This window comes from Thermostichus sp. MS-CIW-30 (assembly GCF_054058015.1).
In genome coordinates this window covers 16,467-37,695 of sequence record NZ_JBSRZW010000014.1, presented here as the reverse complement: position 1 = coordinate 37,695, position 21,229 = coordinate 16,467, and the positions used below count along the sequence as shown (strand labels likewise).

Below are 21,229 nucleotides of genomic sequence, written 5' to 3'. Positions count from 1 at the left end.
AAGACCATGCTGAGTGCCTTGATTGTGTTGCCGATCTTGGGATCCCTGCTCCTGTTCTTAGGCTTGGGGGGGCGAAAGCTGGCGGTGGCCTTGGCCGGGATCCTGCTGGGGATCTCGCTGCTGCTGTTTGCCAACTTTGACCTGCAAGCGGAAGGGCTGCAGTGGGTGCAGCGGTGGGATTGGATCCCGGCAATTGGGCTGAGCTACTCCCTGGGCCTGGACGGGTTTTCCCTGCTGATGGTGGCTTTGAATGGGTTGCTCACGCTGATTGCGGTGCTGACGGCTGAGCCAGAGGTGAAGCGGCCCAACCTCTTATACGGCTGCATTTTGCTCATGAGCGGGTCGGTCAACGGGGCTTTTGTTGCCCAGAACCTGCTTTTGTTCTTCTTGTTTTACGAACTGGTGCTGATCCCGATCTACCTGCTCATCTCCATTTGGGGCAGCCCCAAGCGGGATTATGCTGCCATCAAGTTTTTGATTTACACCGCCGTTTCCGCCATCTTTCTGTTGGGGGCCTTTTTGGCCATCTACTGGCTGGGGGATCCCCATAGCTTTGAGCTGCTGGAGATCCGCATCACCTCTCTCAGCCCTGTTGCCCAGACCTTGACGCTGTTGGCCTTGATCGTGGCTTTCGGCATTAAGATGCCGCTGATCCCCTTCCACACCTGGTTGCCTGATGCATACGGGGAGTCGTCGCCGCCAGTGGCCATCCTCCTGGGAGGGATCCTCTCCAAGTTAGGCACGTACGGTCTGTTTCGCTTTGGGCTGCAGTTGTTTCCCCAAGCTTGGGCCGACTTGGGTGGGATCCTGGCCTGGTGGGGAGCCATTGCCGTGCTGTCGGGGGCTTTGGCGGCCATCGCCCAAAAAGACATCAAGCGCATGGTGGCCTACAGCTCCATCGGCCATATGGGCTACATCCTGCTGGGCATGGCGGCAGCCACCCCGATTAGCCTGACCGGGGCGATGGTTCAGATGGTCTCTCACGGTCTCATCTTGGCGCTGCTGTTCGATTTGGTGGGCTTGGTGGAGCGCAAAGTGGGAACCCGCGATCTGGATGTGCTCAACGGCCTGCTCAACCCCTTGCGGGGCTTGCCCACGGTGAGTGCTCTGCTCATCTTGGGGGGGATGGCCAGCGCCGGGATCCCTGGCCTGGTGGGCTTTGTGGCGGAGTTCTTGATCTTCCAGGGCAGCTACCAAGATTTTCCTCTGCCCACTTTGATCAGCATCTGTGGCACCGGCTTGACGGCGGTGTACTTTGTGATTTTGCTGAACCGCACCTGCTTTGGCAGGTTGGACAACCGCACCGCCTACTACCCGCGCGTGCATGGCTGGGAGCGGATCCCAGGGCTTATTTTGACGGCCTTGATCGTTTGGTTTGGGATCCAGCCCATGAACCTGGTGAAATGGCCGCAACCGTTGGCCTTTACCCTATCCACCCAGGTGGCTCAGGCCCAAACGCTTATCTTGGCATCAGCCGGTGACCTTGCCCCCATCACCCTCTCTGGAGCCGATCCAGGCAAGCGGGAAACTCCCAGGAATTGAGATCCCAGCAGATGCCCCCTATGGAGCCAGGACTTTTGAAGAGTTGGAGACTTCTTCCATGACGACAACCCTTACAACCCGCAAGCTTCCCCCTTCTAACCACCCTTTTGCGGATGTAGTCCACCGCTTGGAGGCAGGGGGATCCATGCTGCCGGATACGCCGGAAAACCTAATGCAAATTATCGGCCTCTACAAAGCCTATGCCGTGCCGATGGATTTCTACTGGCGGGATCTGCTCTACATTGCCGAGCAGGTGTTTGTGGATCCCTTGCCTTTTTTCAAGTTCATCATTCCTGAAGAGTATCTGAAGCTGGCCAACCACTACGCGGGGGATAACGCGGATTTGCGCATTTGGCGAGGCCAGGCTACGGCCCACCCCGAGCTGCTGGAGTTCATGGAAAAAGGGGAGCTGAAGCGCAAGCTGCCCAGAATTTTGCATCACCTCTGGCATGACCGCATCAACATGGAATTTGCCGAAGAATGTATGCGGGCCATGCTCTGGCACCGGGATATGGGGGGCTTGCTGGATCCCTACATGGATTCCGAAGAATACAAGCAAAATGCCGACCGCGCCATCCGCGCCTACTGCCAAGGCAACCCTCTGTTGATGGGGCTATACAAGCTCTTCCCAGACATGTTTTTAGAGCTATGCCGCCAGGCCACCATGTACTCGGTGTTGGGCCTGTTTTGGGAGGTGATGGCTCCGGTCTTTTTTGAGATCAGCGATCTCTACGATGAAGGCAAAATTACCAGCGTGCCGGAGGCGATGAACTTTTTGGTCAACGGGATCTTCGCCATTGCCGGACGACCCATCTACCACCGCGTGCGTATTCGGGGAGAATGGTACGATATTGTGCCCAAATCCAAAGGATTCACCTGGCTATATGAGGCTGCCTTCCCCTATGTAGAGGCCGTGTTTTATCGCACCTCTCCTTTCCGCGGCACTAAGTCCTACAACGCCCAGGCCAACGAAGTTCCCACCAACCAGTTGGACTTCCACTACGGGATCCTCTACGCCGATAAGTTTCCGGTGGGCACCGCCGGGATCCCGCCCACGCTCTTGCACCAGGATATGTACCACTTTTTGCCCCAGTATTTGGTGGAGTATTATCGCAAGCATTGCCGCGGCGAAGAGGACATGCTGATTCAATTGGGGGTTAGCTTCCAGCGCTCCATGTACAACGTCACCTCAGCCGTGATTCAGGCGGGAAGGGCCGCTTTCTTGTATCCCCTTGATGACCCAAATCCGCGGCACTTGATGATGAACCGCCGTTATTTTGAGGGACAACTCAATCGCTTCACCCGACCGGAATATGGGATCCGGGAAGCAGCCCGCCTCGCCTACATTCAGGATCAGAATTATCGCTAGCCCGTGGCAACTTTAATGATCCCAAAGCCTTTCGAGCAGCAATCCAGTTAGCAACAACTTCACAGCAAAAGGATCCCGGCCATGCCCGATATTGTTGATATTGCCGTCTCTGCTGAGGGCTTTTCCACCTTGGTAACTGCCGTTAAAGCGGCAAACCTGGTGGATACTTTGAAAAGCCCCGGCCCCTTTACCGTTTTTGCCCCCACCGATGCGGCTTTTGCCAAGCTGCCCCCTGGCACCATCACCACTCTGGTGCAAAACATCCCCCAACTGACTCGCATCCTGTGTTACCACGTGGTGCCCGGCCGCTTGAAAAAGGCAGATTTGGCCAAGTACCAAAGTGTGGGCTCGGTAGAGGGATCCCCCATCGACTTGTTGATCGAAGGGGACGTTTTCGAGGTCAATAACGCCACCGTTATCCAAGCCGACATCGAAGCCGATAACGGCATCATCCACGTCATCGACACTGTCATCCTGATGCGGCCCCACTGGTTCTGGCCGATTATGAACTCCGCCTTGGCTGCCTCGGCCAGAGGATAGACAGATCTATCCTGAACCGAGCTTGGGGAAAGTGCCTGGGTGAACCCTCTCCCCCTCTCCGCAACTTTATAGGTACGGTCAGAGATTTCTGCTCCGCGTGCAGTCTACACCATCCCCCGCCCCCCACAGGGTGGGGATTTTTGTCTCTCGGTAGCAGTGATGTCGCCGTCTTTTAAACCCAGAGATGAATCCGAAGCTTGGCCTGATACGTACCTTATTTAGCCTGTTCTCTGACCGAGGAGCTTTTTTCCATGTTGTTGATCGGTTTTTCCCTTCGGCCTCGTTCAATTTTCGAGGTTTTTTGCGGCTTTTGCCTGGTTGCTGTCTTGTTTCTCAGCGGTTAAGGAAGCTTTACAAATCTCACAACCCCACTTCTACCCATTGCTAACTTTGGCCCTGGACATATTCACATTGCTCAGCCGCAGCCAGGACAATCTTTCGCCCAGGCCACAGGGCCGGTGGTCTTTGTCTTGAACATGTTGCCGAATCCAGGCAATCAGTCGGGGAATTTCCGACTGGAAGCCAACCTCACCCCTGAGCAAGTCTCCAGCTTTTTGGCCGGAGCTTACTACATCAACATTCACACGCAGGCCAACCCGCCGGGCGAGTTGCGAGCCCAGGTGGTTTTCCCTCGCTAAGGTTTGATCCAGTACCCCATCTGGGATCCCCGCAGGTGAGGGGATCCCTAATTTTTGCGGACGGATTGGCTGTTCTGTGAACTCCCCCACGGTCAGTCGTGCCGGCAGGACAGAGTTTCTGTGTAGCTCCTGGCCAGCAGCTTTCGGTAGTCCTGGAGCTGGCCTGCCAGTCCCCTTTACAGAGCGAGCTGTAGGCTTCACCTCTGGGCTAGCTGTGGAGCGCCAAGGGAATAACTACACAGGTTGCTGTCCGCCCACAATGGCCCGACAGCGAATGTAGGGGCCGCCTGCATCCACCTTGGCCGGTTGACCCTTGCCACAATGGCCGGATCCCAAGTCCCACAGGAAGTCCCGCGAGACGGCATCCACCGATTGCAGCACCTCAAAAGCATTGCCGGTGATGGTGACACCGCGCAGCAACTCCGCCAGCTTGCCATCGCGAATGCGGTAGGCCCGCTCTACCCCAAACATAAACTCGCCGGTGGAGTCCGCCTGCCCGTTCCTGGCCCCATCCAGGAAGTAGCCATCGGGAGTGCTGGCGATGATTTCCTCTAGCGTTTGGGATCCGGGCTCGATGAAGGTGTTGCGCATGCGGATCAAAGGCTCATCGGCGTATTCCCAGGCGCGGGCATTGCCGGTGGGCTCCACCCCAAAGTGGGCGGCAGTTTCGCGGTTGTGGAGATAGCTGACCAGAATGCCGTTTTGGATGATGGTGGTGCTTTGGGTAGGAACGCCCTCGTCGTCCACAGGAAGGGTTCCCCCTGCCCCTGGCATAAACTCCGAATGGCCGGAGTCTTTGAGAGTAACCCAGTCGCTGGCCACCCGCTGCCCCAGCTTGCCGGCAGCCACAGAACCCGCCAGGACAAAATCCGCTTCGACAGTGTGGCCAATGGCCTCGTGCACCAATAGCCCCACGATGGAAGGCGACAGAATAACCGTGGCCCATCCCCCTTCCGCGTAGCCTGCGGACAACAAGTCAACAGCGGTAGCAGCCGCCTTTTCCGCCATCTGCAAGGGATCCGAGCGGAACAGGCAATCCCATCCCCCCGTTACCCCAATGGCCTCGGAGCCACTGCTGAGCTGGCCGTCCGCTTCGGCCACCGCCTGAACTCGCAGCTCGGGGCGCACCAGACGAAAGGCCACATCCGCCCCATCGGTGGTGACGATGGCTTTTTCCTCGTAAATCTCGTTGTAGGTGCAACTGGCGGAGCTAATTTGGCGGGAAGCCTGCCGGGCCTGCGCCTCGGTTTCCAGAGCCAACTGGATCTTCGCCTCCAGCGGTTTGTTCAACACCTCCTCCACACCGGGCTCGCAGAACTCCCCTTGGGCCAGCCGCACACTGGGCAGGGATCCCAGCTTTTGTTTGCGGTAGTCGGCGCTGGCTTGGGCGGCACGGCGAGCTTCAGCGATGGCCTCCCGAATGGCAGCCGGCGAGGGATCCCCGGTGGCAGCAAAGCCCCAAGTGCCGGCCTCCAACACCCGCACCCCCACTCCGGAACGGCGACGAACCGCGGTGCGCTCAAGGCGGCCCTTCTCGGCAGTGACGCTGCGGAACACCTTGCTGTGGTAGCGCAGTTCCACAAAGCCAGAGCAGTCTCGAAGGATGTCGCGCAGAAGGTCTCGCATAGCAACAGGGAGATGGGTGTAGTCCTCAGTCCAGCATAGCCCGATCCTGGAAAGTCGATGAGCTGCCACGCCGAGTGAAAGCCCCGATCCCGTTCGTGTCAGCAGTGCGGAACATTTTGGCCAGGCCCGCCGTTAGCTAAACCGCCGAGAAGCCCCGCCCTCTGTCCGTAGGACGTATGGCCTACGGCCCGCTGAAGCGAACGTGCTAACGGCGCGGAGCGCTTGGGCCGGGATGAGAGGCGGAAGTACCTTGGCTTTCAATGTACTGGCTCAATGCCGAGACTGTCACCCCACCACATGAAGCGATGAAATAAGATTCATTCCACAGCACATTTTTCCGGTATATCTTGCTGATGTAATCCGCAAACTCGCTTCTCATCCTGCGACTAGAGACGGATTTGATGTTGTTTACCAATTTGGACAGATCCACCTGCGGGTAGTACTGGAACAGCAGATGAACATGGTCTGCCTCGCCGTTGAACTCAATAAGTTTGCAACCCCACTTTTGGCAAAGGTCATACATAACTTCATGTAATCGCTGCAGCATTTCGCTGGTAAATACCTTGCGACGGTACTTGGTGGTTAAGACCAAGTGTGCCTTCAAATCAGATACAGCTCTGCCGCTGGAAACAAAATCATGCTTCATGGTCGCTAATCCTGCTGGCGCTATAATCAGTGTAGCGGTTTCTGAGTACGCTTAAGATGAGGACTGCCTATCAGTACCGCCTACGGCCTACGCCCAGTCAAGTTGTCCTGATGGAGCAATGGCTGGAGCTGTTGCGCAAGCAGTACAACTATCGGTTGGCAGAGCGGCTTAACTGGTGGGAACAAAACCGCTGTGATATAAACGCCTGCCCCTTAATCTGTCATTTGCCTGAGCTGAAAGACAGGCCGGATGTCTACTCCCAAAAACGAGACTTGGTGAATACCAAAGCAAGGTTCCCCGAATACCAAGCAATCCATTCGCAAGTCCTGCAAAACTGCATAGAGCGGGTGCACAAAGCATTCGACCGCTGGCTGAAAGGCGACCGTAACGGCAAGAGGGCAGGAAGGCCGAGATTCAAAGGGGCGGGCCGGTATCGTTCCTTCACCTTTCCCCAGGTAAAACAGGACTGCATTCAAGGGAAGTTTATTCATCTGCCCAAAATCGGAGCAATTAAGCTGATTCAACACCGTCCGTTGCCTGACGGGTTTGTTATCAAGACTGCCACCATCACCCGTAAGGCTGATGGGTGGTATGTGACATTAAGCCTGCAAGATGCGTCCGTCCCCGAGTTTGAGCCTGCAACACTGGAGAACACGATAGGGATCGACATGGGGCTGGACTCCTTTTTGGTGACCGATACAGGGGAGTCCGTCCCAGTGCCCCAGTACTACCGCCGCGCCCAAAAGCGGCTGGAGAGGCTGCAGCGGTCATTATCCCGTAAGCAGAAAGGGTCAAACCGCCGCAAGAAAGCCTTAAGGCGAGTGGCTAAGGCACACCTCAAGGTGGCCAATCAGCGTAAAGATTTCCACTACAAAGTAGCCAAGAAGCTAGTAAGCAAAGGGAAGCATATTGCGTATGAGGCGCTCAACACCAAAGGTATTGCGAGAACCCGACTAGCAAAATCCATCTATGACGCTGGGTGGGGTCAATTCCTGCAAATTCTCGCAGTCAAGGCTGAAAGAGCTGGACTGAGGGCGATTGCAGTGGATCCAAGAGGCACGAGCCAAGACTGTTCTCAGTGCGGTCAAAAAGTACCGAAAACCATTCGAGACAGATGGCATTCTTGCCCGCATTGTGGACTGGAACTAGGCCGAGACCACAACGCGGCGATAAACATCAAATACAGAGCGGTGGGGCATCCCGTTCTCAAAGCTCAGGAAACGTCCTTCACAGGAGTCACTGAGAAGCCCGCACTCTTTCGCTTTAGCGGCGCGGAGCGCTTTGCGTTAGCATGAGTGCGGGAGTATGTCACAGGACAAAGTTAACCAGCTTTTTCGGCACCACCACCACTTTTTTGGGCGTTGCCCCTTCCAGATATTTCTGCGCTACCTCTGACCGAAGGGCCAACTGTTCCTGCTCCTCCGGCGTTACCTCGGCAGGGGCCTCAAACGAGCCGCGCAATTTGCCGTTCACCTGAATCACAATGGTCACCGTGTCGGCCACCAGCGCTGCCGGGTCATAGCTGGGCCAAGACTGCCGATGCACCGAGTCTGCGCCCCCCAGCGCCTGCCACAGCTCCTCCGCAATATGGGGGGCAAAAGGCGCCATCAGCAACACCAGCGTGCGGATCCCCTCTGCATAGACCGGCGAATCCGGGATCCCGGCCTCGCCCAGAGCATTGCTCAGCTTCATCAGCTCGGCAATGGCAGTGTTGAATTGATAATCGTTTTCCAGATCTTCGCTGACTTCCTTGATGGCGGTGTGGATGGCCCGGCGCAGATCTTTTTCCGCCTTGGTCAGGGATCCCACCTCGACCTTGGCCGGCAACAGCTCTGGGGCCCCGCTCTGCAAGGACTCCGTCCCGCCACCGCGAACGACAAACTCGTACACCTGCCGCCAGACGCGGTTGAGAAAGCGAAATTGCCCCTCCACATCGGCATCGTCCCACTCCAGATCCTTCTCCGGCGGGGCCTTGAACAAGATAAACATGCGGGCCGTATCTGCCCCGTAGTGGGCCAGCACCTCCTCAGGATCCACGCCGTTGCCCTTGGACTTGGACATGGTAGCGTAGATAACTTGCAGGGGCTCGCCCGTTTCCGGATCCCGCGGGTCGTTGGGATCCTTCACCAGAGCTGCCGGGATCCAGCGATCCTTGCCGGACTTGTTGGGGTTGTAGTAGGTGCGCCCTTGCACCATCCCCTGGGTGAGCAGACGCAGGAACGGCTCGTCAAAATCCAGCAGCCCCCGATCCCGCAACACCTTGGTAAAAAAGCGGGAATAGAGCAGGTGCAGGATGGCGTGCTCGATGCCGCCCACGTACTGATCCACCGGCAGCCAGGCGTTCACCTGGTCTTTGCGGAAGATCTCTTGGTCGTTGCGGGCATCGCTAAAGCGCAGGAAGTACCACGACGAGCAGACAAAGGTGTCCATGGTATCGGTTTCCCGGCGAGCCTCCGCGCCACAGGTGGGGCATTTCACCTTCACCCAGTTCTCCAGCTGGGCCAACGGGGATCCCCCTCGCCCCGTCAGCTCCACCTCCTCCGGCAAGAGCACCGGCAGATCCTCCTCCGGCACCGGCACAATGCCACAGTGGGGACAATGGATCACCGGGATGGGACAACCCCAGTAGCGCTGCCGCGAGATCAGCCAATCCCGCAGGCGGTAGTTGATCTGCTTTTCCCCCAGCCCCTGGGCTTCCAGCCAGGCGATGGCTCTTTCCACGCTTTGCCCTGGGCCTTTGCCCACCGGGATCCCGTCTAGGGGGCCAGAGTTGATCATCACCCCTTCCCCCGTCCAGGCAGCCTGCAGTTCTGAGGACTCCGTCCCGCTGGCGCGATCCGCTGAGGCCGGAGAACCCTCCGGCGGCTGCACCACCCGCTTGATGGGCAGGCCGAACTTGCGGGCAAACTCGAAATCCCGCTGGTCGTGGGCGGGCACAGCCATGATGGCCCCCGTCCCGTAGCCCATCAACACATAGTCGGCAATCCAGATGGGGATCCGCTCTTGGTTAACGGGGTTGATGGCGTAGGATCCCGTCCAAACCCCTGTCTTTTCCCGGTCTTCAGCGCTGCGCTCGATCTCGCTGCGGGCAGCGGCCTGGGCTTGATAGGCTCTGACGGCCTGCAGTTGCTCGGCAGTGGTGAGCTTGTCCACCAAGGGGTGCTCCGGCGACATCACCATGAAGGTGGCCCCCCAGAGGGTATCGGGCCGGGTGGTGAACACTGCCAGCTCGTCCCCTGCCTCGGTTTTGAAAATCACCTTAGCCCCCACCGATTGGCCAATCCAGTTCTCCTGCATGGTGCGCACCCGCTCCGGCCAGCCGGAGAGCTTTTCCAGATCCGCCAGCAGTTGGTCGGCATAGGCGGTGATTTTGAAAAACCACTGCTTGAGCATGCGCTTTTCCACCAGGGCGCCGGATCTCCAGGAACGCCCCTCCGCATCCACCTGCTCGTTGGCCAACACCGTCTGATCCACCGGATCCCAGTTCACTGGCGCCTCTTTCTGGTAGGCCAAGCCCGCCTGCAAAAATTGCAGGAAGATCCACTGCGTCCACTTGTAGTAGTCGGGGGCGCAGGTGGTGATCTCCCGCTCCCAGTCGTAGGACAGGCCCAACCGCTGCAGTTGCTCCCGCATCTGGGCAATGTTTTGGTAGGTCCACTTGGCCGGCGGGATCCCCCGGTCGATAGCGGCATTCTCCGCCGGCAGGCCAAAGGCATCCCAGCCCATCGGGTGCAACACCGCGTATCCCTGCATTCGTTTGTGGCGGGCAATTACATCGGTGATGGTGTAATTGCGCACATGCCCCATGTGCAGGTTGCCGCTGGGATAGGGGAACATGGACAGAGCATAGAATTTGCGGCTCCCGTCCTTCAGCTCTGGGGTGCGATCCAGCCCGATTTCACGCCAGTGGGCTTGCCACTTGCTCTCAATGGCCTGGGGATTGTAGCGCGCGTCCACGGTTCGATGCTCCTGGGAAAAAAGCGCATACGCTGGGAGATAGAAGCATTTTGACATACTCCCCACGCCAGTGCTCTCAAGCAAGGAACGGGATCCCTATTGGCGCTGACAAACCGACAAGCAGGGATCACAAGCAGAGATCAGTAGGTTTCTTCGTGCCACCTGTCTGCTTTCTTCAGTTCCTTCTGGAACTTGCTCCAATCCTGACCGGCTTGTTCGGCCAAAGGCCCCATGACGTTGTTGATCCCGTCCTCCATCCCCTTGAGGCCGCAGATGTAGGTGTAGGTGTTGGGCTGTTGCAGCATCTCCCACAGCTCGGCGCCGTACTCGGCCATGCGGTTTTGCACGTACATTTTCTTGCCATCGGGGGTTTGTTGCTCGCGGCTGATGGCGTAATCGACGCGGAAGCGATCCCCGTACTGGGCTTTCCAGGCCTCCAGATCCCCGTGGTAGAGCAAGGTGGAAGTGGTGGGCACCCCAAAGAACAGCCAGATCTTGCCCTGATAGTTGGGATCCTCTTCAAACAGGTGCTTGATGAAGGCGCGAAAAGGGGCAATGCCGGTGCCGGTGGCGATCAAAATCAGGTTGGCATTCTCATCTTCGGGCAGTAGGAAGGTTTTCCCCGATGGCCCCGTAATCATCACCTCATCGCCCGCCTTCAAATCGGTGAGGAAGCCGGAGCAGACCCCCACCCCCGGCTGGCCTGTCTCTCTATCGACATATTCGGCCCGCTTCACACTCAAAGAGACGGTGCGCCCCTCCCCATCATCGCCAAAGCGAGTGGAAGCGATCGAGTAGAGGCGGGGCTTGTGGGGCTTGCCCTTGGCATCTTCGCCAGGAGGGATAATGCCAACGCTTTGCCCTTCTAGGTAGCGGTAGTTGGGATCCGGCAAGCTGAGCACAATGTGCTTAGTCAGTCCGGGTGCTCCTTCACCGACAATGGAGTATGTCTCCACGCAGTGGCCGATCAACGGTGCGTTGGGACGATACAGATTGACGACAACCTCTCGCTTTTCTGCGCTGGCAACCATACCTGCGATCTGCTCCTGGCACTGGGAGGAAATGAGTTTACATATAGCAAAATAGCAAACACCACAGCAGCCCGGCTGCTCAAATGGAACTTGTCAGAGGAGAAGCAGACGACCTTCGCCAGCCCCCCAGGCCGTCCTGAGAGCGGCAACCCCGGAAAAATAATCCCGGCCAAGCTCATCGGCCAAAAATATGGATTTTTTGTTAAATTGTTGCTTAGGGTGCCCACCTCTCTGGCCCACAAGCGGCTTGTGATGTAACAGCTTCATTTGGTATCATGCAAGGCCGTAACAGTTGGTAACTTTTTAGAGCCTTTTTCTCAGTTTTGCCCTGCCCGTCCCCAAGGAGTTCCCATGGCAAGCAGTCCTGATCGTGTTGTGATGATTGGTGTCGCCGGAGATTCTGGCTGTGGCAAGTCCACCTTTTTACGCCGGCTGGGGGATCTGTTTGGCCGGGATCTGATTACCACCATCTGTCTGGATGACTATCACTCCTTGGATCGCTACCAGCGCAAAGAGAAGGGCATCACGGCGCTCGATCCCCGCGCCAACAACTTCGACCTGATGTACGAGCAGGCCAAGGCGCTTAAGAACGGCCAAAGTGTGATGAAGCCCATCTACAACCACGAGACGGGGCTGATTGACCCACCGGAGCTGGTGGAGCCCAACCGCATCATCGTCCTGGAGGGGCTGCATCCCATGTATGACGAGCGGGTGCGCCAGCTGCTGGACTTCAAGGTGTACTTGGATCTGGCCCCAGAGATCAAGATTGCTTGGAAAGTGAAGCGGGACATGGCGGAGCGGGGCCACACCTACGAAGATGTGTTGCGCTCAATCGAGGCTCGCCGCCCGGACTTTGAAGCCTATGTCGATGTGCAGAAGCAGTACGCCGATGCCGTCATTGAGGTTTTGCCTACCCAGTTGTTGCCGGAGCTGGATCCAGAGCACAAAGTACTGCGGGTGCGGCTGATCCAGCGGGAAGGGGTGAAGTACTTCGACCATGTTTATCTCTTTGACGAAGGCTCCACCATCGATTGGATCCCCTGCGGCAAAAAGCTGACTTGTTCCTATCCAGGGATCCGCCTCCACTATGGCCCTTCCACCTACTTCGAGCACCCGGTTTCGATTCTGGAGATCGACGGCACCTTCGACAAGCTGGAAGAGGTCATCTACATCGAGAACCACCTGAGCAACTTGTCCACCCGCTACTATGGCGAGCTGACGGAACTGTTGCGCAAGCACCCAGAATACCCGGGATCCCGCAATGGCTCTGGTCTGATTCAGATCATCGTGGGCCTGAAGCTGCGCGCCCTCTACGAGCAAATTCGGGCAGAAGCCAAAGAGCTGGCGGTGGCTTCCTAGTGTTTGCCCCGCTTAGGGGATCCCTTCGGTAAAGTGTTGGTGCAGGTCGGCTGACCCAGCATAGGTCGGCAGTAGGGCTTCGGTGTATGCAGGGATTCCAGTTGGAGATCTTTCCGGAGGGCCCCGTCTTAATCCAACGGGCCATCGAGATTTGGCAAGCTCGGTCAGCCGCTGCCATTCGCGAGCGGGGACGCTTTACGGTGGCCTTGGCGGGAGGGAGCACCCCCAAGAAGCTGTATGCTGCCCTGGCCCAAACCCCAGGGATCCCTTGGCAACAAACCTGGCTGTTCTGGGGAGACGAGCGCTATGTTCCCCCGGATCACCCTGAAAGCAACTACCGTATGGTACGAGAAACCCTGCTGCAGCAGATCGGGATCCCGGCGGCTCAAGTTTTCCCTATGCCCACCCAAGCGGGGGATCCCCTTCGCGATGCTGCCGAATACGAGGCGACCCTGCGGCAGATTTTCGGTACAGAGTGCCCTTCTCTCGACCTGGTATGGCTGGGAGTGGGGGAAGATGGCCACACAGCTTCCTTGTTTCCCGACACAGCCGCTCTGCAGGTGCAGCACCGCTGGGTGACGGTGGGGCAAAAAGGGCAGGAGCCGCGTCTAACCTTGACCTATCCCGTCCTCAATCAGGCAGCCCAGGTGGTGTTCCTGGTAACCGGAGCGAACAAAGCCCCCATCGTGAAAGAGGCGCTGACCACCGAGGCCCACCTACCCTGCCAGCGCGTAAACCCCAGAGGACGGCTGCTGTGGTTGCTGGATGCGGCGGCAGCAGCTCAACTGCCCCTGCTCTGTGTCCCGCTGCTCAGCTAAACAACAGGCGGGCTAACTGCCGATGGGATAGGATCCCCAGGCCCACCGCCCCCAAAATCATCCCAGCCCATTCCAGTGGCCACAGGTTTGATAGCCCCAGCGGCCAACGCACCAGGTTTCATGGGTCGAGAACCGGCGGGGCAGGGATCCCTCAGGGGTTGCCGGGCAAATTCTTCAGTACTGGAATCACCAGCTCTTGGACAGGCAACGCTACAGGCTGGGCGGAGTCACTGCTCAGGGAGCTGGATGGCGCAGAAGGGGAAGAGCTGGGGATCTCGCCCATGGGCCGCAGTTGCCAGCGGATGATCTGCTCGCCGCGGTAGAAGGTGACCAACAACTGATCCCCTTGCGATTGAATTTGCCAGGTGCCATCACCGCTGGTTACCGAAATATGGCCGCCGGAAAAGGGTGCATCCAAGGCCGGCCCCGATTGGCTCCAGATACGCCCGCCACCCGTTTCCAAGATCAATTGCACCGTCGCCCCCTGCCCCTGGCCGCTCAAAATTTGGCCGGTTCCGCTCCAAACTCGGGTTTCCGTCTGAGCCACGGCGGGTTGCCCAAGCTGCAGAACCATGAGCAACAGCCCTGCCCAGCTCCAGTGATTTCGCAGCCTCCCTCTCCCATCAGGGAAGAAGGAAGAAGAGCGAGAGAAACAAGCCATTGCACTCACGTTGATACCACGCGCCGCGATAGGACTGAAACAGACGAAGAAGAAAGCGACAAGGTGTCGCAGGAAGCAATCCTTTACACAGTCTTTTTCACAGTCTACCGAGAGGCTCCGGGATCCCTTTGCGCTCTCTTGGCTCTGGGTTGAGCCTGCTGCCGGAATCCTCCCTCGGCTTGATCCCAATCTAGCAATCTCCATCCCCCCAGCCAGGATGTAACCTGAGGCTCTAGCTGCGGGGATCCCCAGCAACCGTTTCGTCAATGCGCAGAGTCAAGACCCAGAGTGCCTCCGCCGCAATCGTAAGCCTCACTACTTGAGAGAAAGGAAACGCTCCAGAGCTGCCACCATTGCCGGTGGCCAACGGCGGACGGTTTTCACCCATTCCAGGTCGGCGTAGCGGGGATCCAGCCCTTGCACAGCCACCCAATGACTTTCGGCCTCTCCTTGCCGACCCTGCACCCAAAGGATGGCACTGAGAGCAGCCCGCATATCTGGAAACTTCGGGTACTTGCGCACCAGAGCCCGCATCAAGCGCAGGGCAGCTTCTGTTTCGCCCACCTGGTAGAGGCTCAGAGCATAGTTGGCCTGAGCAAAGGCGTAGTCGGGAGCCAGTTCTGTAGCGCGGCGGTAGTCAGCCAAGGCCTGTTGCCATTGGCCCAGCCCTGCTTCCGCATTGCCACGGTTGTTGTAGGCCGCCGCATCGTTGGGATCCAACTGCAACACCCGCTCATAATCGGCAATTGCTTCCTGCCACCGCCCCAACCCCTCCAAAGCAGCCCCTCGGTTGAGATAGGGATCCGGTGCCTCAGGGGCCAAACGAATGGCCTCAGCATAATCCTCCAGAGCTGCCTGCAGTTGGTGCTGGCTGACACGGGCATTGCCCCGGTTGCTCCACAGGGCCGGGTTGTCCGGCTGGATCTGCAACAGTTGAGTCCACAGGGCTTCCGCCTGGGCAAAATCTCCCCTCTGAGTTGCAGCAAAGGCCTCCTCAAACAGTCGATCGATCTCGTGATCTACCCTGTTGCTCGCTGCCGTTGCCACCACACCCGATCCAGGCCAGATAGGGATCCCTAGCCAAAACAGCAGCCCCAGCAGCAGCGCAGGGAGTAGGTTGGGTACACTGACGGACTTCATGGCTGCAAAAACCACCTTGGATGGGGTGTCCCCACCTGAAGCCATCGCCACAGAAGGGGGTCTGATGGTTAGCGCGCCCTGGAGGACTCGAACCCCCGACATCCGGTTTTGGAGACCGACGTTCTACCAACTGAACTAAGGACGCATTGGCCTAGGGTCACACCCGCTTACCCAGTGTAGCAGGTACACCCACCTTTCAAAGAAGCTGTTCCTTGCTATCCGCACTCTCTGTCTTGGCCTTGATACGAGTGGCTTTGCCCACCCGATCCCGCAAATAGAACAGCTTGGCCCGACGCACTTTACCCCGCCGCAGCACCTGAATCGACTCGATGCGCGGGGAGTGAATGAGGAAAACCCGCTCCACACCGATCCCTTGGAAAACCTTGCGCACCGTAATGGTGCGGTTGATACCGGAGTGGCGCATGGCAATGACCGTGCCCTCAAAGGCTTGTACCCGCTCCTTGCCCCCCTCTTGGATGCGAACTCCCACCCGTACCTGATCCCCAACCCGAATCTCCGGCAGATCCGACTTCATCTGGGCAGCTTCAATGGAGCGGATGATCTCCTCAGCGTTGATGCGAACGTTCATGGCCTTCCCGCGCTACCGGCAGTTAACCATGGTAACAATCGTCGCTGTTTTTTGTACAGAGCTGGCCGAATAGACCTCAAGAGGCGGGAAACCGTGTTTACGCTTCCCCCATTTTTCCAATAGGCTAGACAAAGATAAAGCTTTTGTTACAAACGGGAGACTTTTGTGATCCTGCACACCGATGAGCCCAAGACAGGATCCCTGTCTACTCCCAAGCTTGCAGAGCAGCCTCTGCCCCAGAGCAAACCCCGCCCCAAGAGATTTCCCTTCGGCTGGATGCTCTTGGGCTTGCTGTTGGCCGGCCTAGGGGGCAGCGGTCTCCTGATCCAGCGTCAGCTGCAGCAGCAGAGGGCAGAACGGCTGGAAAGATTGACGGTACCGGTTCAAGTGGTGGATCTGACCCAACGCCTGCGGGTGAGCGGCCAGGTGCAGCCGCTCCGCCAGGTGAATGTCAGCCCTCGCGAGTCGGGTCGCCTGGCGGAACTGTTGGTGGATCAGGGAGATGAAGTGGTGGCAGGGCAGTTATTGGCCCGGATGGACTACGGCGATCTCGCCAGCGGCATTCGCCAAGCCCAAGCCCGCATTCAAGAGCTGCAAGCCCGTCTAGCGGAGCAACAGGCCGGAGAGCGCCCCCAGGTGATCGCGGCGGCCCAGGCCAGGGTGGATGCTGCCCGGTCGCAGGTGGACTTGGCTCAGAGGGAGTTAGAGCGCATCCAGGCCCTGGTGCAGGCGGGGGTGGTAGCCCGCAGCGAGCTGGATCAACGCTTGGCCCGCCTGGAACAAGCGCAAGCGGATTTACGAGCTGCTCAACAGGAGTTGGAGCGATTGCAACTGGGGAGCCGCCCGGAAACCCTACAGCAGATTCAAGCCCAAATTGCCCAGGCACAAGCCGAGCTGGCCCAACGGCAATCCCGGTTGGCTGACACCGAAGTCCGCGCCCCCTTTTCCGGTGTGGTGGTGCAGCGCTTTGCCGAGGTGGGATCCTTTGTAGCTCCCACAACAGCAACTTCCGATGCCACCGCAGCTTCTTCCAGTTCCATTTTGGCGCTGGCCCAGGGAATTGAGGTGCGGGCAGAAGTGCCAGAAGCCCAAATTGCCCAGGTGCGGGTGGGCCAGCCGGTGGAGATCCGCTCCCTGGCCTACCCCGACCGCGTAGTGCAGGGGCGGGTGAAGCGGATTGCGCCTGCTACCGTGGTGGTGCGGGAGGTAACCGTCTTTCGGGTCTTCGTTGAACCGGAGCCTGGGGCCGACTTTTTGCGCACCGGCATGACTGTTTCGGTGGATTTCATTGGGGATCCCCAGCCTCAGGCTCTGACGGTGCCCTCAGTGGCTATCCTCCGGGAGGAAAGCCAGGAAGGCGTGCTCCTGCTGGATCCCCAAACCCGGCGACCTGTATATCGCCGCGTGGAAACGGGCATTACCCAGGGTGGAGTTACCCAGATCCTCTCCGGTCTGCAGGCAGGGGATCGGGTCTTTACTGCCCTGCCTCCTGGGGTGAACCTAGAGACTTTGATTAAAAGAGCGGAGCAACAGCCATGAGCCTGGCAACGGCGGCCAAAATGGCCTGGCAAATGGTGCGACGACATCGCCTGCGCACCGGGCTGAGCATGCTCGGGATCCTCATCGGCAATGCGGCGGTGGTGGCCATTGCCGGATTTGGCTATGCTGCCCAAGAGATGGCAGTGGATCAATTTCGCTCTCTGGGCACCAACTTGCTGATCGTCTTTTCGGCCAACTTGGGCCTAGCTGATGCCGGCAACATCCGCCCCCTCACCTTGGAGGATGTACGGGCTATTGCGGCGGAAGTGCCTGCCGTGTCAGCAGCCGTCCCCAGCCTGGGCACCAATGTGCGCGCGGTGCGAGGTGGAGTGGATCGCCGCTACGAGGCCACCGGCACTTGGCCGGAGTATTTGTCGGTGTTGAACTTAGAGATCGAGGCAGGCCGCTTCCTCTTGCCCTCGGATATCGAGGAACAGCGCCCGGTGGTGGTGCTGGGCAGCGATGCCGCCAGCCAGTTGTTCGGCCTGGACCCTGCCGCTGCCATTGGGGAGACCGTCCTACTGAACAACTTGCCCTTCGAGGTGATCGGCACTTTGCGCTCGAAGCCGACGGTGTTTGGCAACAGCGATGCCGGAGTGTTTCTGCCGGTGGATGTGGTGGCCAATCAGTTGGTCGGGCGACGCTCCCCCTACGGCACAGAGCTGACGGCGATTTTCGTCTCGGCCCGCTCTGAAGCCGATCTGCCTGCTGCCGAGTTCCAAATCCGCAACCTGCTGCGCCAGCGGCACCAATTGGTGGGAGAAGATGACTTCATCATCCGCAACCAAAAGGTGCTCCTGGATGGGTCGGCCAGGATTTTGAGCCTGCTGCGGGTGCTGCTGACGGGCACGGCGGCCCTCTCCCTGCTGGTGGGAGGGGTGGGGATCATGAATGTGATGCTTATCTCGGTTGCGGAACGCACCCATGAAATCGGGCTGCGCAAGGCGATTGGGGCGGATAGCCGGCAGATTTTGCAGCAGTTTGCCGCCGAAGCGATTTTCATTGCCGTGACCGGGGGGGTGCTCGGGATCCTCCTCAGCAGCGGCCTGCTGGTGGCGGTGCAGGTGTTCACCCCCTTGGCCACCCAAGTCGATGGGGTGGCAGTGGGAGTGGCGTTCTCCCTGTCCACTGGGATTGGGCTAGTCTTTGGCATTTTCCCGGCCCGCAAAGCGGCGCAACTGGATCCCATTGAGGCCCTGCGGGCCTAGAGATCGTATCCAAACAGGCGGGGATCCGCCGGCTGCCAATTGAGATCCGCCAAGCCGTACTCCGCCCAGCGGCGATCCACCAGGCGGGCTACTTCTGGATCCGGAGTGAGGGGATCCCGCCAGGGAGCATCGGTTTCTGGGGGAATTTTGGTGGTGGCATCAATGCCCATCTTGCCCCCCAGACCCCGTTTTTCGGTGGCAAAGTCCAAGGTGTCAAAGGGGTTGTCCGCCAGAATAAACACATCCCGCTGCGGATCCACCCGCGAGCACAGGCACCAGAGCACCTGCCGTGGATCCCGCACATTGATATCCTTGTCCACCACGATCACAAACTTGGTGTAGCTAAATTGGGGCAGGGCGCTCCAAAAAGCCAAAGCCGCCCGCCGCGCCTGGCCAGGGTAGGCCTTGTCGATGGAGAGGATGGCTGCTTTGTAGCCCAGCGCCTCCATCGGCAAAAAGAAATCTACAATCTCCGGCACCTGCTGCCTGAGGATGGGGGTGTAGATGCGGTTCAGGGCCAGCGCCATCATGTCGTTTTCTTTGGGGGGCTTGCCGCTGAAGGTGGTGAGATAGATGGGATCCCGGCGGTGGGTCAGGCAGTGGAAGCGAATCAGAGGAGCCTGCTCGTTGCGGGGGCCGTAGTAGCCGATGTGATCTCCGGCAGGCCCATCGGGGGCCACTTCCCCAGGGGTGATGCTGCCTTCCAGAACGATCTCAGCATGGGCCGGCACCTGCAGATCCACCGTTTTGCACTGGGCCAGGTGCAACCCTTCTCCGGCATAGAGACCGGCAAACAGCCACTCCGACAGATCCACCGGCAGGGGTGTGGCCGCCGCCAGAATCACCACCGGATCCACCCCCACCGCCACTGCCACCTCCAGCTTTTGGCCCAGGGCTGCCGCCTTGCGCAGATGCCGAGTTGCCCCCCGCACCGACAGCCATTGCACCGTCATGGTGTTGCGGCTTTGCAACTGCAGGCGGTACACCCCCACGTTGGGGATCCCGTTTTCCGGGTCTTTGGTGACCATCAGGCCCAAGGTCAGCACCCGTCCGGCATCGCCGGGATAGACCCGCAACAGGGGCAACTGGGTGAGATCCACTTCCTCTCCCTGCCGCACCACCTGCTGACAGGGAGGGATCAGATCCCGGCTGGGTCTCGCTTTGAAGACGCTAAGCAGCGCCTGTCCCAACTCCACCGCCTGGGCAAAGGTTTTGGGGGGCCGTGGCTGGTAGAGCAAGGCCAATTTTTTCCCCAAGGTCTCCAGCTCCTGCGGCTGCTCCATCCCCATCGCCCAGCAGATGCGCTCCACCGTGCCCAAAACATTGATCAACAGCGGCATACGGGATCCCTTCACCCGCTCAAACAGCAGCGCCGGCCCCCCGCAGGCCAAGAGGCGATCGGCAATCTCGGCAATTTCCAGATCCGGATCCACTTCTGCCGAAATGCGGCGGAGCTGACCACGGGATTCCAGCAGAGCAATAAAACGGCGTAGATCTCTGGGCATGAAAGGGAACCTAAGGGCTTACTTGTCGCGATTGAGGGCTAACCCGCTCATGAAGGGCTTCTGCAGCGCAATAAACACCAGCAGCGGCGGGATACTGGCGATGATCGCCCCCAGCATCATGGGGCCATAGGAGGCCGAGCTATCCAGATTGAGCAGGGATTGCAGCCCCACCTGCACCACTTGTCGCTCTCGGCCTTGCACGATCAAGCGGGGCCACAGGTACATATTCCAAGCGTAAACGAAGTGAATCACCGCCTGCGCCCCGATGGCGTTCCAGCTCAAGGGGATCAGCACCTGGGTGAGAAATTGCAGCGGGTTGGCCCCGTCCAGTTGGGCGGCCTCCGCCAGCTCGCGGGGAATGTTGGAAAAATGCTGGCGGAACAAAAACGTGGCCGTGGCGCTGGCCAGAAAGGGCACGATTAAAGCGTAGTAGGTGGATCCCCAGCCCAAGTTGGTGACCAATCGCAGCAGGGCAATAATCAAGATTTCGGTGGGCATCATCAGCGTGATCAGCACAAAGCCGAAGGCCAGCCCTTTGCCGGGAAAGCGGAAGTACACAAAGGCCAGCCCGGCTAGCAGCGACAAAACCGTCTTGCCCACGGTGATCGCCACCGCCACGATGGTGCTGTTGACCATGTAGTGGCCCAAGTGCCGCGCCACCATCACCTGATGCCAGTTGAAGGCAAAAGAGGAGCCAAAGGTCAATTGATAGCGGAACACCTCGGCATTGTTCTGGGTGCTCACGAGCAGGGCGTACAACACCGGAAATCCCAGAACCAAGCAGGCCAGCACCAGGCCCAAATGCACATACCAACGCTCCGGGATCCAGCGCCGCCAACGCCAGGGAGAAGGCTCCACCCGAGTTGAACTGGGCTGGGCTACTTGAGATCGGGGATCCTGCAACAGTTGGGCCATGGCACCTCCGGACAGCAAACGCTGATGAGCAGATGGAGTTTCTGGGTCGATCTTCGGCTTCTCTTGTGAGGATAATCTGCCAGAGTTAAGGGCAACCTAAGGAAGGCCGGTCGCCTTAGCGGTGCGGAGCACCTCTGCCCAGACTT

General features: G+C 58.8%; 18 protein-coding genes and 1 tRNA gene. 9 read left to right on the top strand and 10 right to left on the bottom strand.

Going from position 1 to position 21,229, the window contains the following annotated elements; translation table 11 throughout:
• Nucleotides 1–6 precede the first annotated feature (6 nt).
• The 4 genes from ACVWXW_RS07830 (at nt 7) to ACVWXW_RS07815 (ending at nt 4,089) form a co-directional block, all read left to right on the top strand.
• The gene (locus tag ACVWXW_RS07830) at nt 7–1,542 is read left to right on the top strand and encodes an NADH-quinone oxidoreductase subunit M (protein ID WP_457403432.1); all 1,536 of its coding nucleotides are present in this window, start codon (nt 7–9) and stop codon (nt 1,540–1,542) included.
• A 58-nt stretch (nt 1,543–1,600) separates the two neighbouring features.
• Nucleotides 1,601–2,911 (top strand): CO2 hydration protein, encoded by a 1,311-nt coding sequence (locus tag ACVWXW_RS07825; RefSeq protein ID WP_457403431.1) that lies wholly within the window; start codon nt 1,601–1,603, stop codon nt 2,909–2,911.
• A gap of 81 nt (nt 2,912–2,992) precedes the next feature.
• On the top strand, nt 2,993–3,451 hold the full coding sequence (locus tag ACVWXW_RS07820; protein ID WP_414357838.1) for a fasciclin domain-containing protein: 459 nt from the start codon (nt 2,993–2,995) through the stop codon (nt 3,449–3,451).
• A gap of 380 nt (nt 3,452–3,831) precedes the next feature.
• Nucleotides 3,832–4,089 carry a CHRD domain-containing protein gene (locus ACVWXW_RS07815; protein ID WP_414374720.1) on the top strand — a complete coding sequence of 86 codons (258 nt, stop codon included), beginning with the start codon at nt 3,832–3,834 and terminating at the stop codon, nt 4,087–4,089.
• 234 nt (nt 4,090–4,323) lie between these two features.
• Here ACVWXW_RS07815 and ACVWXW_RS07810 read toward each other — a convergent pair whose 3' ends face one another.
• Nucleotides 4,324–5,715 (bottom strand): TldD/PmbA family protein, encoded by a 1,392-nt coding sequence (locus ACVWXW_RS07810; RefSeq protein ID WP_457403430.1) that lies wholly within the window; start codon nt 5,713–5,715, stop codon nt 4,324–4,326.
• Between the two features lie 205 nt (nt 5,716–5,920).
• Nucleotides 5,921–6,361 (bottom strand): IS200/IS605-like element ISSoc10 family transposase, encoded by a 441-nt coding sequence (gene tnpA, locus ACVWXW_RS07805; RefSeq protein WP_457403429.1) that lies wholly within the window; start codon nt 6,359–6,361, stop codon nt 5,921–5,923.
• Nucleotides 6,362–6,417: 56 nt separating this feature from the next.
• Between tnpA and ACVWXW_RS07800 the strand changes: the two genes are divergently transcribed.
• Nucleotides 6,418–7,656, top strand: coding sequence for an RNA-guided endonuclease InsQ/TnpB family protein (locus ACVWXW_RS07800; protein WP_457403428.1), 1,239 nt, complete (start codon nt 6,418–6,420; stop codon nt 7,654–7,656).
• Between the two features lie 13 nt (nt 7,657–7,669).
• Here the strand turns inward: ACVWXW_RS07800 and leuS are convergent, their stop codons facing one another.
• Complete coding sequence (gene leuS, locus ACVWXW_RS07795) at nt 7,670–10,318, bottom strand: leucine--tRNA ligase (RefSeq protein WP_457403426.1); 2,649 nt, start codon at nt 10,316–10,318, stop codon at nt 7,670–7,672.
• Nucleotides 10,319–10,458: 140 nt separating this feature from the next.
• Nucleotides 10,459–11,349: a ferredoxin reductase domain-containing protein gene (locus ACVWXW_RS07790; RefSeq protein ID WP_011434421.1), complete on the bottom strand. Its 891-nt coding sequence runs from the start codon at nt 11,347–11,349 to the stop codon at nt 10,459–10,461.
• Between the two features lie 351 nt (nt 11,350–11,700).
• Between ACVWXW_RS07790 and ACVWXW_RS07785 the strand changes: the two genes are divergently transcribed.
• Nucleotides 11,701–12,708 carry a phosphoribulokinase gene (locus ACVWXW_RS07785; RefSeq protein ID WP_414351832.1) on the top strand — a complete coding sequence of 336 codons (1,008 nt, stop codon included), beginning with the start codon at nt 11,701–11,703 and terminating at the stop codon, nt 12,706–12,708.
• 86 nt (nt 12,709–12,794) lie between these two features.
• The gene (gene pgl / locus ACVWXW_RS07780; protein WP_457403425.1) at nt 12,795–13,526 is read left to right on the top strand and encodes a 6-phosphogluconolactonase; all 732 of its coding nucleotides are present in this window, start codon (nt 12,795–12,797) and stop codon (nt 13,524–13,526) included.
• A gap of 151 nt (nt 13,527–13,677) precedes the next feature.
• Here pgl and ACVWXW_RS07775 read toward each other — a convergent pair whose 3' ends face one another.
• From ACVWXW_RS07775 to rplS, 4 genes are all read right to left on the bottom strand, one after another.
• Nucleotides 13,678–14,100 carry a hypothetical protein gene (locus ACVWXW_RS07775; RefSeq protein ID WP_414344534.1) on the bottom strand — a complete coding sequence of 141 codons (423 nt, stop codon included), beginning with the start codon at nt 14,098–14,100 and terminating at the stop codon, nt 13,678–13,680.
• Nucleotides 14,101–14,502: 402 nt separating this feature from the next.
• On the bottom strand, nt 14,503–15,327 hold the full coding sequence (locus ACVWXW_RS07770; protein WP_457403424.1) for a tetratricopeptide repeat protein: 825 nt from the start codon (nt 15,325–15,327) through the stop codon (nt 14,503–14,505).
• A 72-nt stretch (nt 15,328–15,399) separates the two neighbouring features.
• Nucleotides 15,400–15,472, bottom strand: a tRNA-Trp gene (locus ACVWXW_RS07765).
• Nucleotides 15,473–15,523: 51 nt separating this feature from the next.
• On the bottom strand, nt 15,524–15,916 hold the full coding sequence (gene rplS, locus ACVWXW_RS07760; protein WP_457384001.1) for a 50S ribosomal protein L19: 393 nt from the start codon (nt 15,914–15,916) through the stop codon (nt 15,524–15,526).
• A gap of 165 nt (nt 15,917–16,081) precedes the next feature.
• Between rplS and ACVWXW_RS07755 the strand changes: the two genes are divergently transcribed.
• Complete coding sequence (locus tag ACVWXW_RS07755) at nt 16,082–17,455, top strand: efflux RND transporter periplasmic adaptor subunit (RefSeq protein WP_457403423.1); 1,374 nt, start codon at nt 16,082–16,084, stop codon at nt 17,453–17,455.
• Entirely contained in the window at nt 17,452–18,663 is a 1,212-nt protein-coding gene (locus ACVWXW_RS07750) for an ABC transporter permease (RefSeq protein WP_414351827.1), read from the top strand. Before ACVWXW_RS07755 ends, ACVWXW_RS07750 begins: the two co-directional genes overlap by 4 nt.
• Here ACVWXW_RS07750 and ACVWXW_RS07745 read toward each other — a convergent pair.
• On the bottom strand, nt 18,660–20,168 hold the full coding sequence (locus tag ACVWXW_RS07745; RefSeq protein ID WP_457403422.1) for a UbiD family decarboxylase: 1,509 nt from the start codon (nt 20,166–20,168) through the stop codon (nt 18,660–18,662). The genes ACVWXW_RS07750 and ACVWXW_RS07745 overlap by 4 nt on opposite strands.
• 18 nt (nt 20,169–20,186) lie before the next feature.
• Nucleotides 20,187–21,083 (bottom strand): carbohydrate ABC transporter permease, encoded by an 897-nt coding sequence (locus ACVWXW_RS07740; protein ID WP_414329037.1) that lies wholly within the window; start codon nt 21,081–21,083, stop codon nt 20,187–20,189.
• Between the last annotated feature and the right edge of the window lie 146 nt (nt 21,084–21,229).

Excerpts from the sequence above, each read along its gene's own strand:
- ACVWXW_RS07830 (WP_457403432.1), top strand. The coding sequence starts at position 7 with ATGCTGAGTGCCTTGATTGTGTTGCCGATCTTGGGATCCCTGCTCCTG.
- ACVWXW_RS07825 (WP_457403431.1), top strand. The coding sequence starts at position 1,601 with ATGACGACAACCCTTACAACCCGCAAGCTTCCCCCTTCTAACCACCCT.
- ACVWXW_RS07820 (WP_414357838.1), top strand. The coding sequence starts at position 2,993 with ATGCCCGATATTGTTGATATTGCCGTCTCTGCTGAGGGCTTTTCCACC.
- ACVWXW_RS07810 (WP_457403430.1), bottom strand. The coding sequence starts at position 5,715 with ATGCGAGACCTTCTGCGCGACATCCTTCGAGACTGCTCTGGCTTTGTG.
- tnpA (WP_457403429.1), bottom strand. The coding sequence starts at position 6,361 with ATGAAGCATGATTTTGTTTCCAGCGGCAGAGCTGTATCTGATTTGAAG.
- ACVWXW_RS07800 (WP_457403428.1), top strand. The coding sequence starts at position 6,418 with ATGAGGACTGCCTATCAGTACCGCCTACGGCCTACGCCCAGTCAAGTT.
- ACVWXW_RS07790 (WP_011434421.1), bottom strand. The coding sequence starts at position 11,349 with ATGGTTGCCAGCGCAGAAAAGCGAGAGGTTGTCGTCAATCTGTATCGT.
- ACVWXW_RS07785 (WP_414351832.1), top strand. The coding sequence starts at position 11,701 with ATGGCAAGCAGTCCTGATCGTGTTGTGATGATTGGTGTCGCCGGAGAT.
- pgl (WP_457403425.1), top strand. The coding sequence starts at position 12,795 with ATGCAGGGATTCCAGTTGGAGATCTTTCCGGAGGGCCCCGTCTTAATC.
- ACVWXW_RS07775 (WP_414344534.1), bottom strand. The coding sequence starts at position 14,100 with ATGGTTCTGCAGCTTGGGCAACCCGCCGTGGCTCAGACGGAAACCCGA.
- ACVWXW_RS07770 (WP_457403424.1), bottom strand. The coding sequence starts at position 15,327 with ATGAAGTCCGTCAGTGTACCCAACCTACTCCCTGCGCTGCTGCTGGGG.
- rplS (WP_457384001.1), bottom strand. The coding sequence starts at position 15,916 with ATGAACGTTCGCATCAACGCTGAGGAGATCATCCGCTCCATTGAAGCT.
- ACVWXW_RS07750 (WP_414351827.1), top strand. The coding sequence starts at position 17,452 with ATGAGCCTGGCAACGGCGGCCAAAATGGCCTGGCAAATGGTGCGACGA.
- ACVWXW_RS07745 (WP_457403422.1), bottom strand. The coding sequence starts at position 20,168 with ATGCCCAGAGATCTACGCCGTTTTATTGCTCTGCTGGAATCCCGTGGT.
- ACVWXW_RS07740 (WP_414329037.1), bottom strand. The coding sequence starts at position 21,083 with ATGGCCCAACTGTTGCAGGATCCCCGATCTCAAGTAGCCCAGCCCAGT.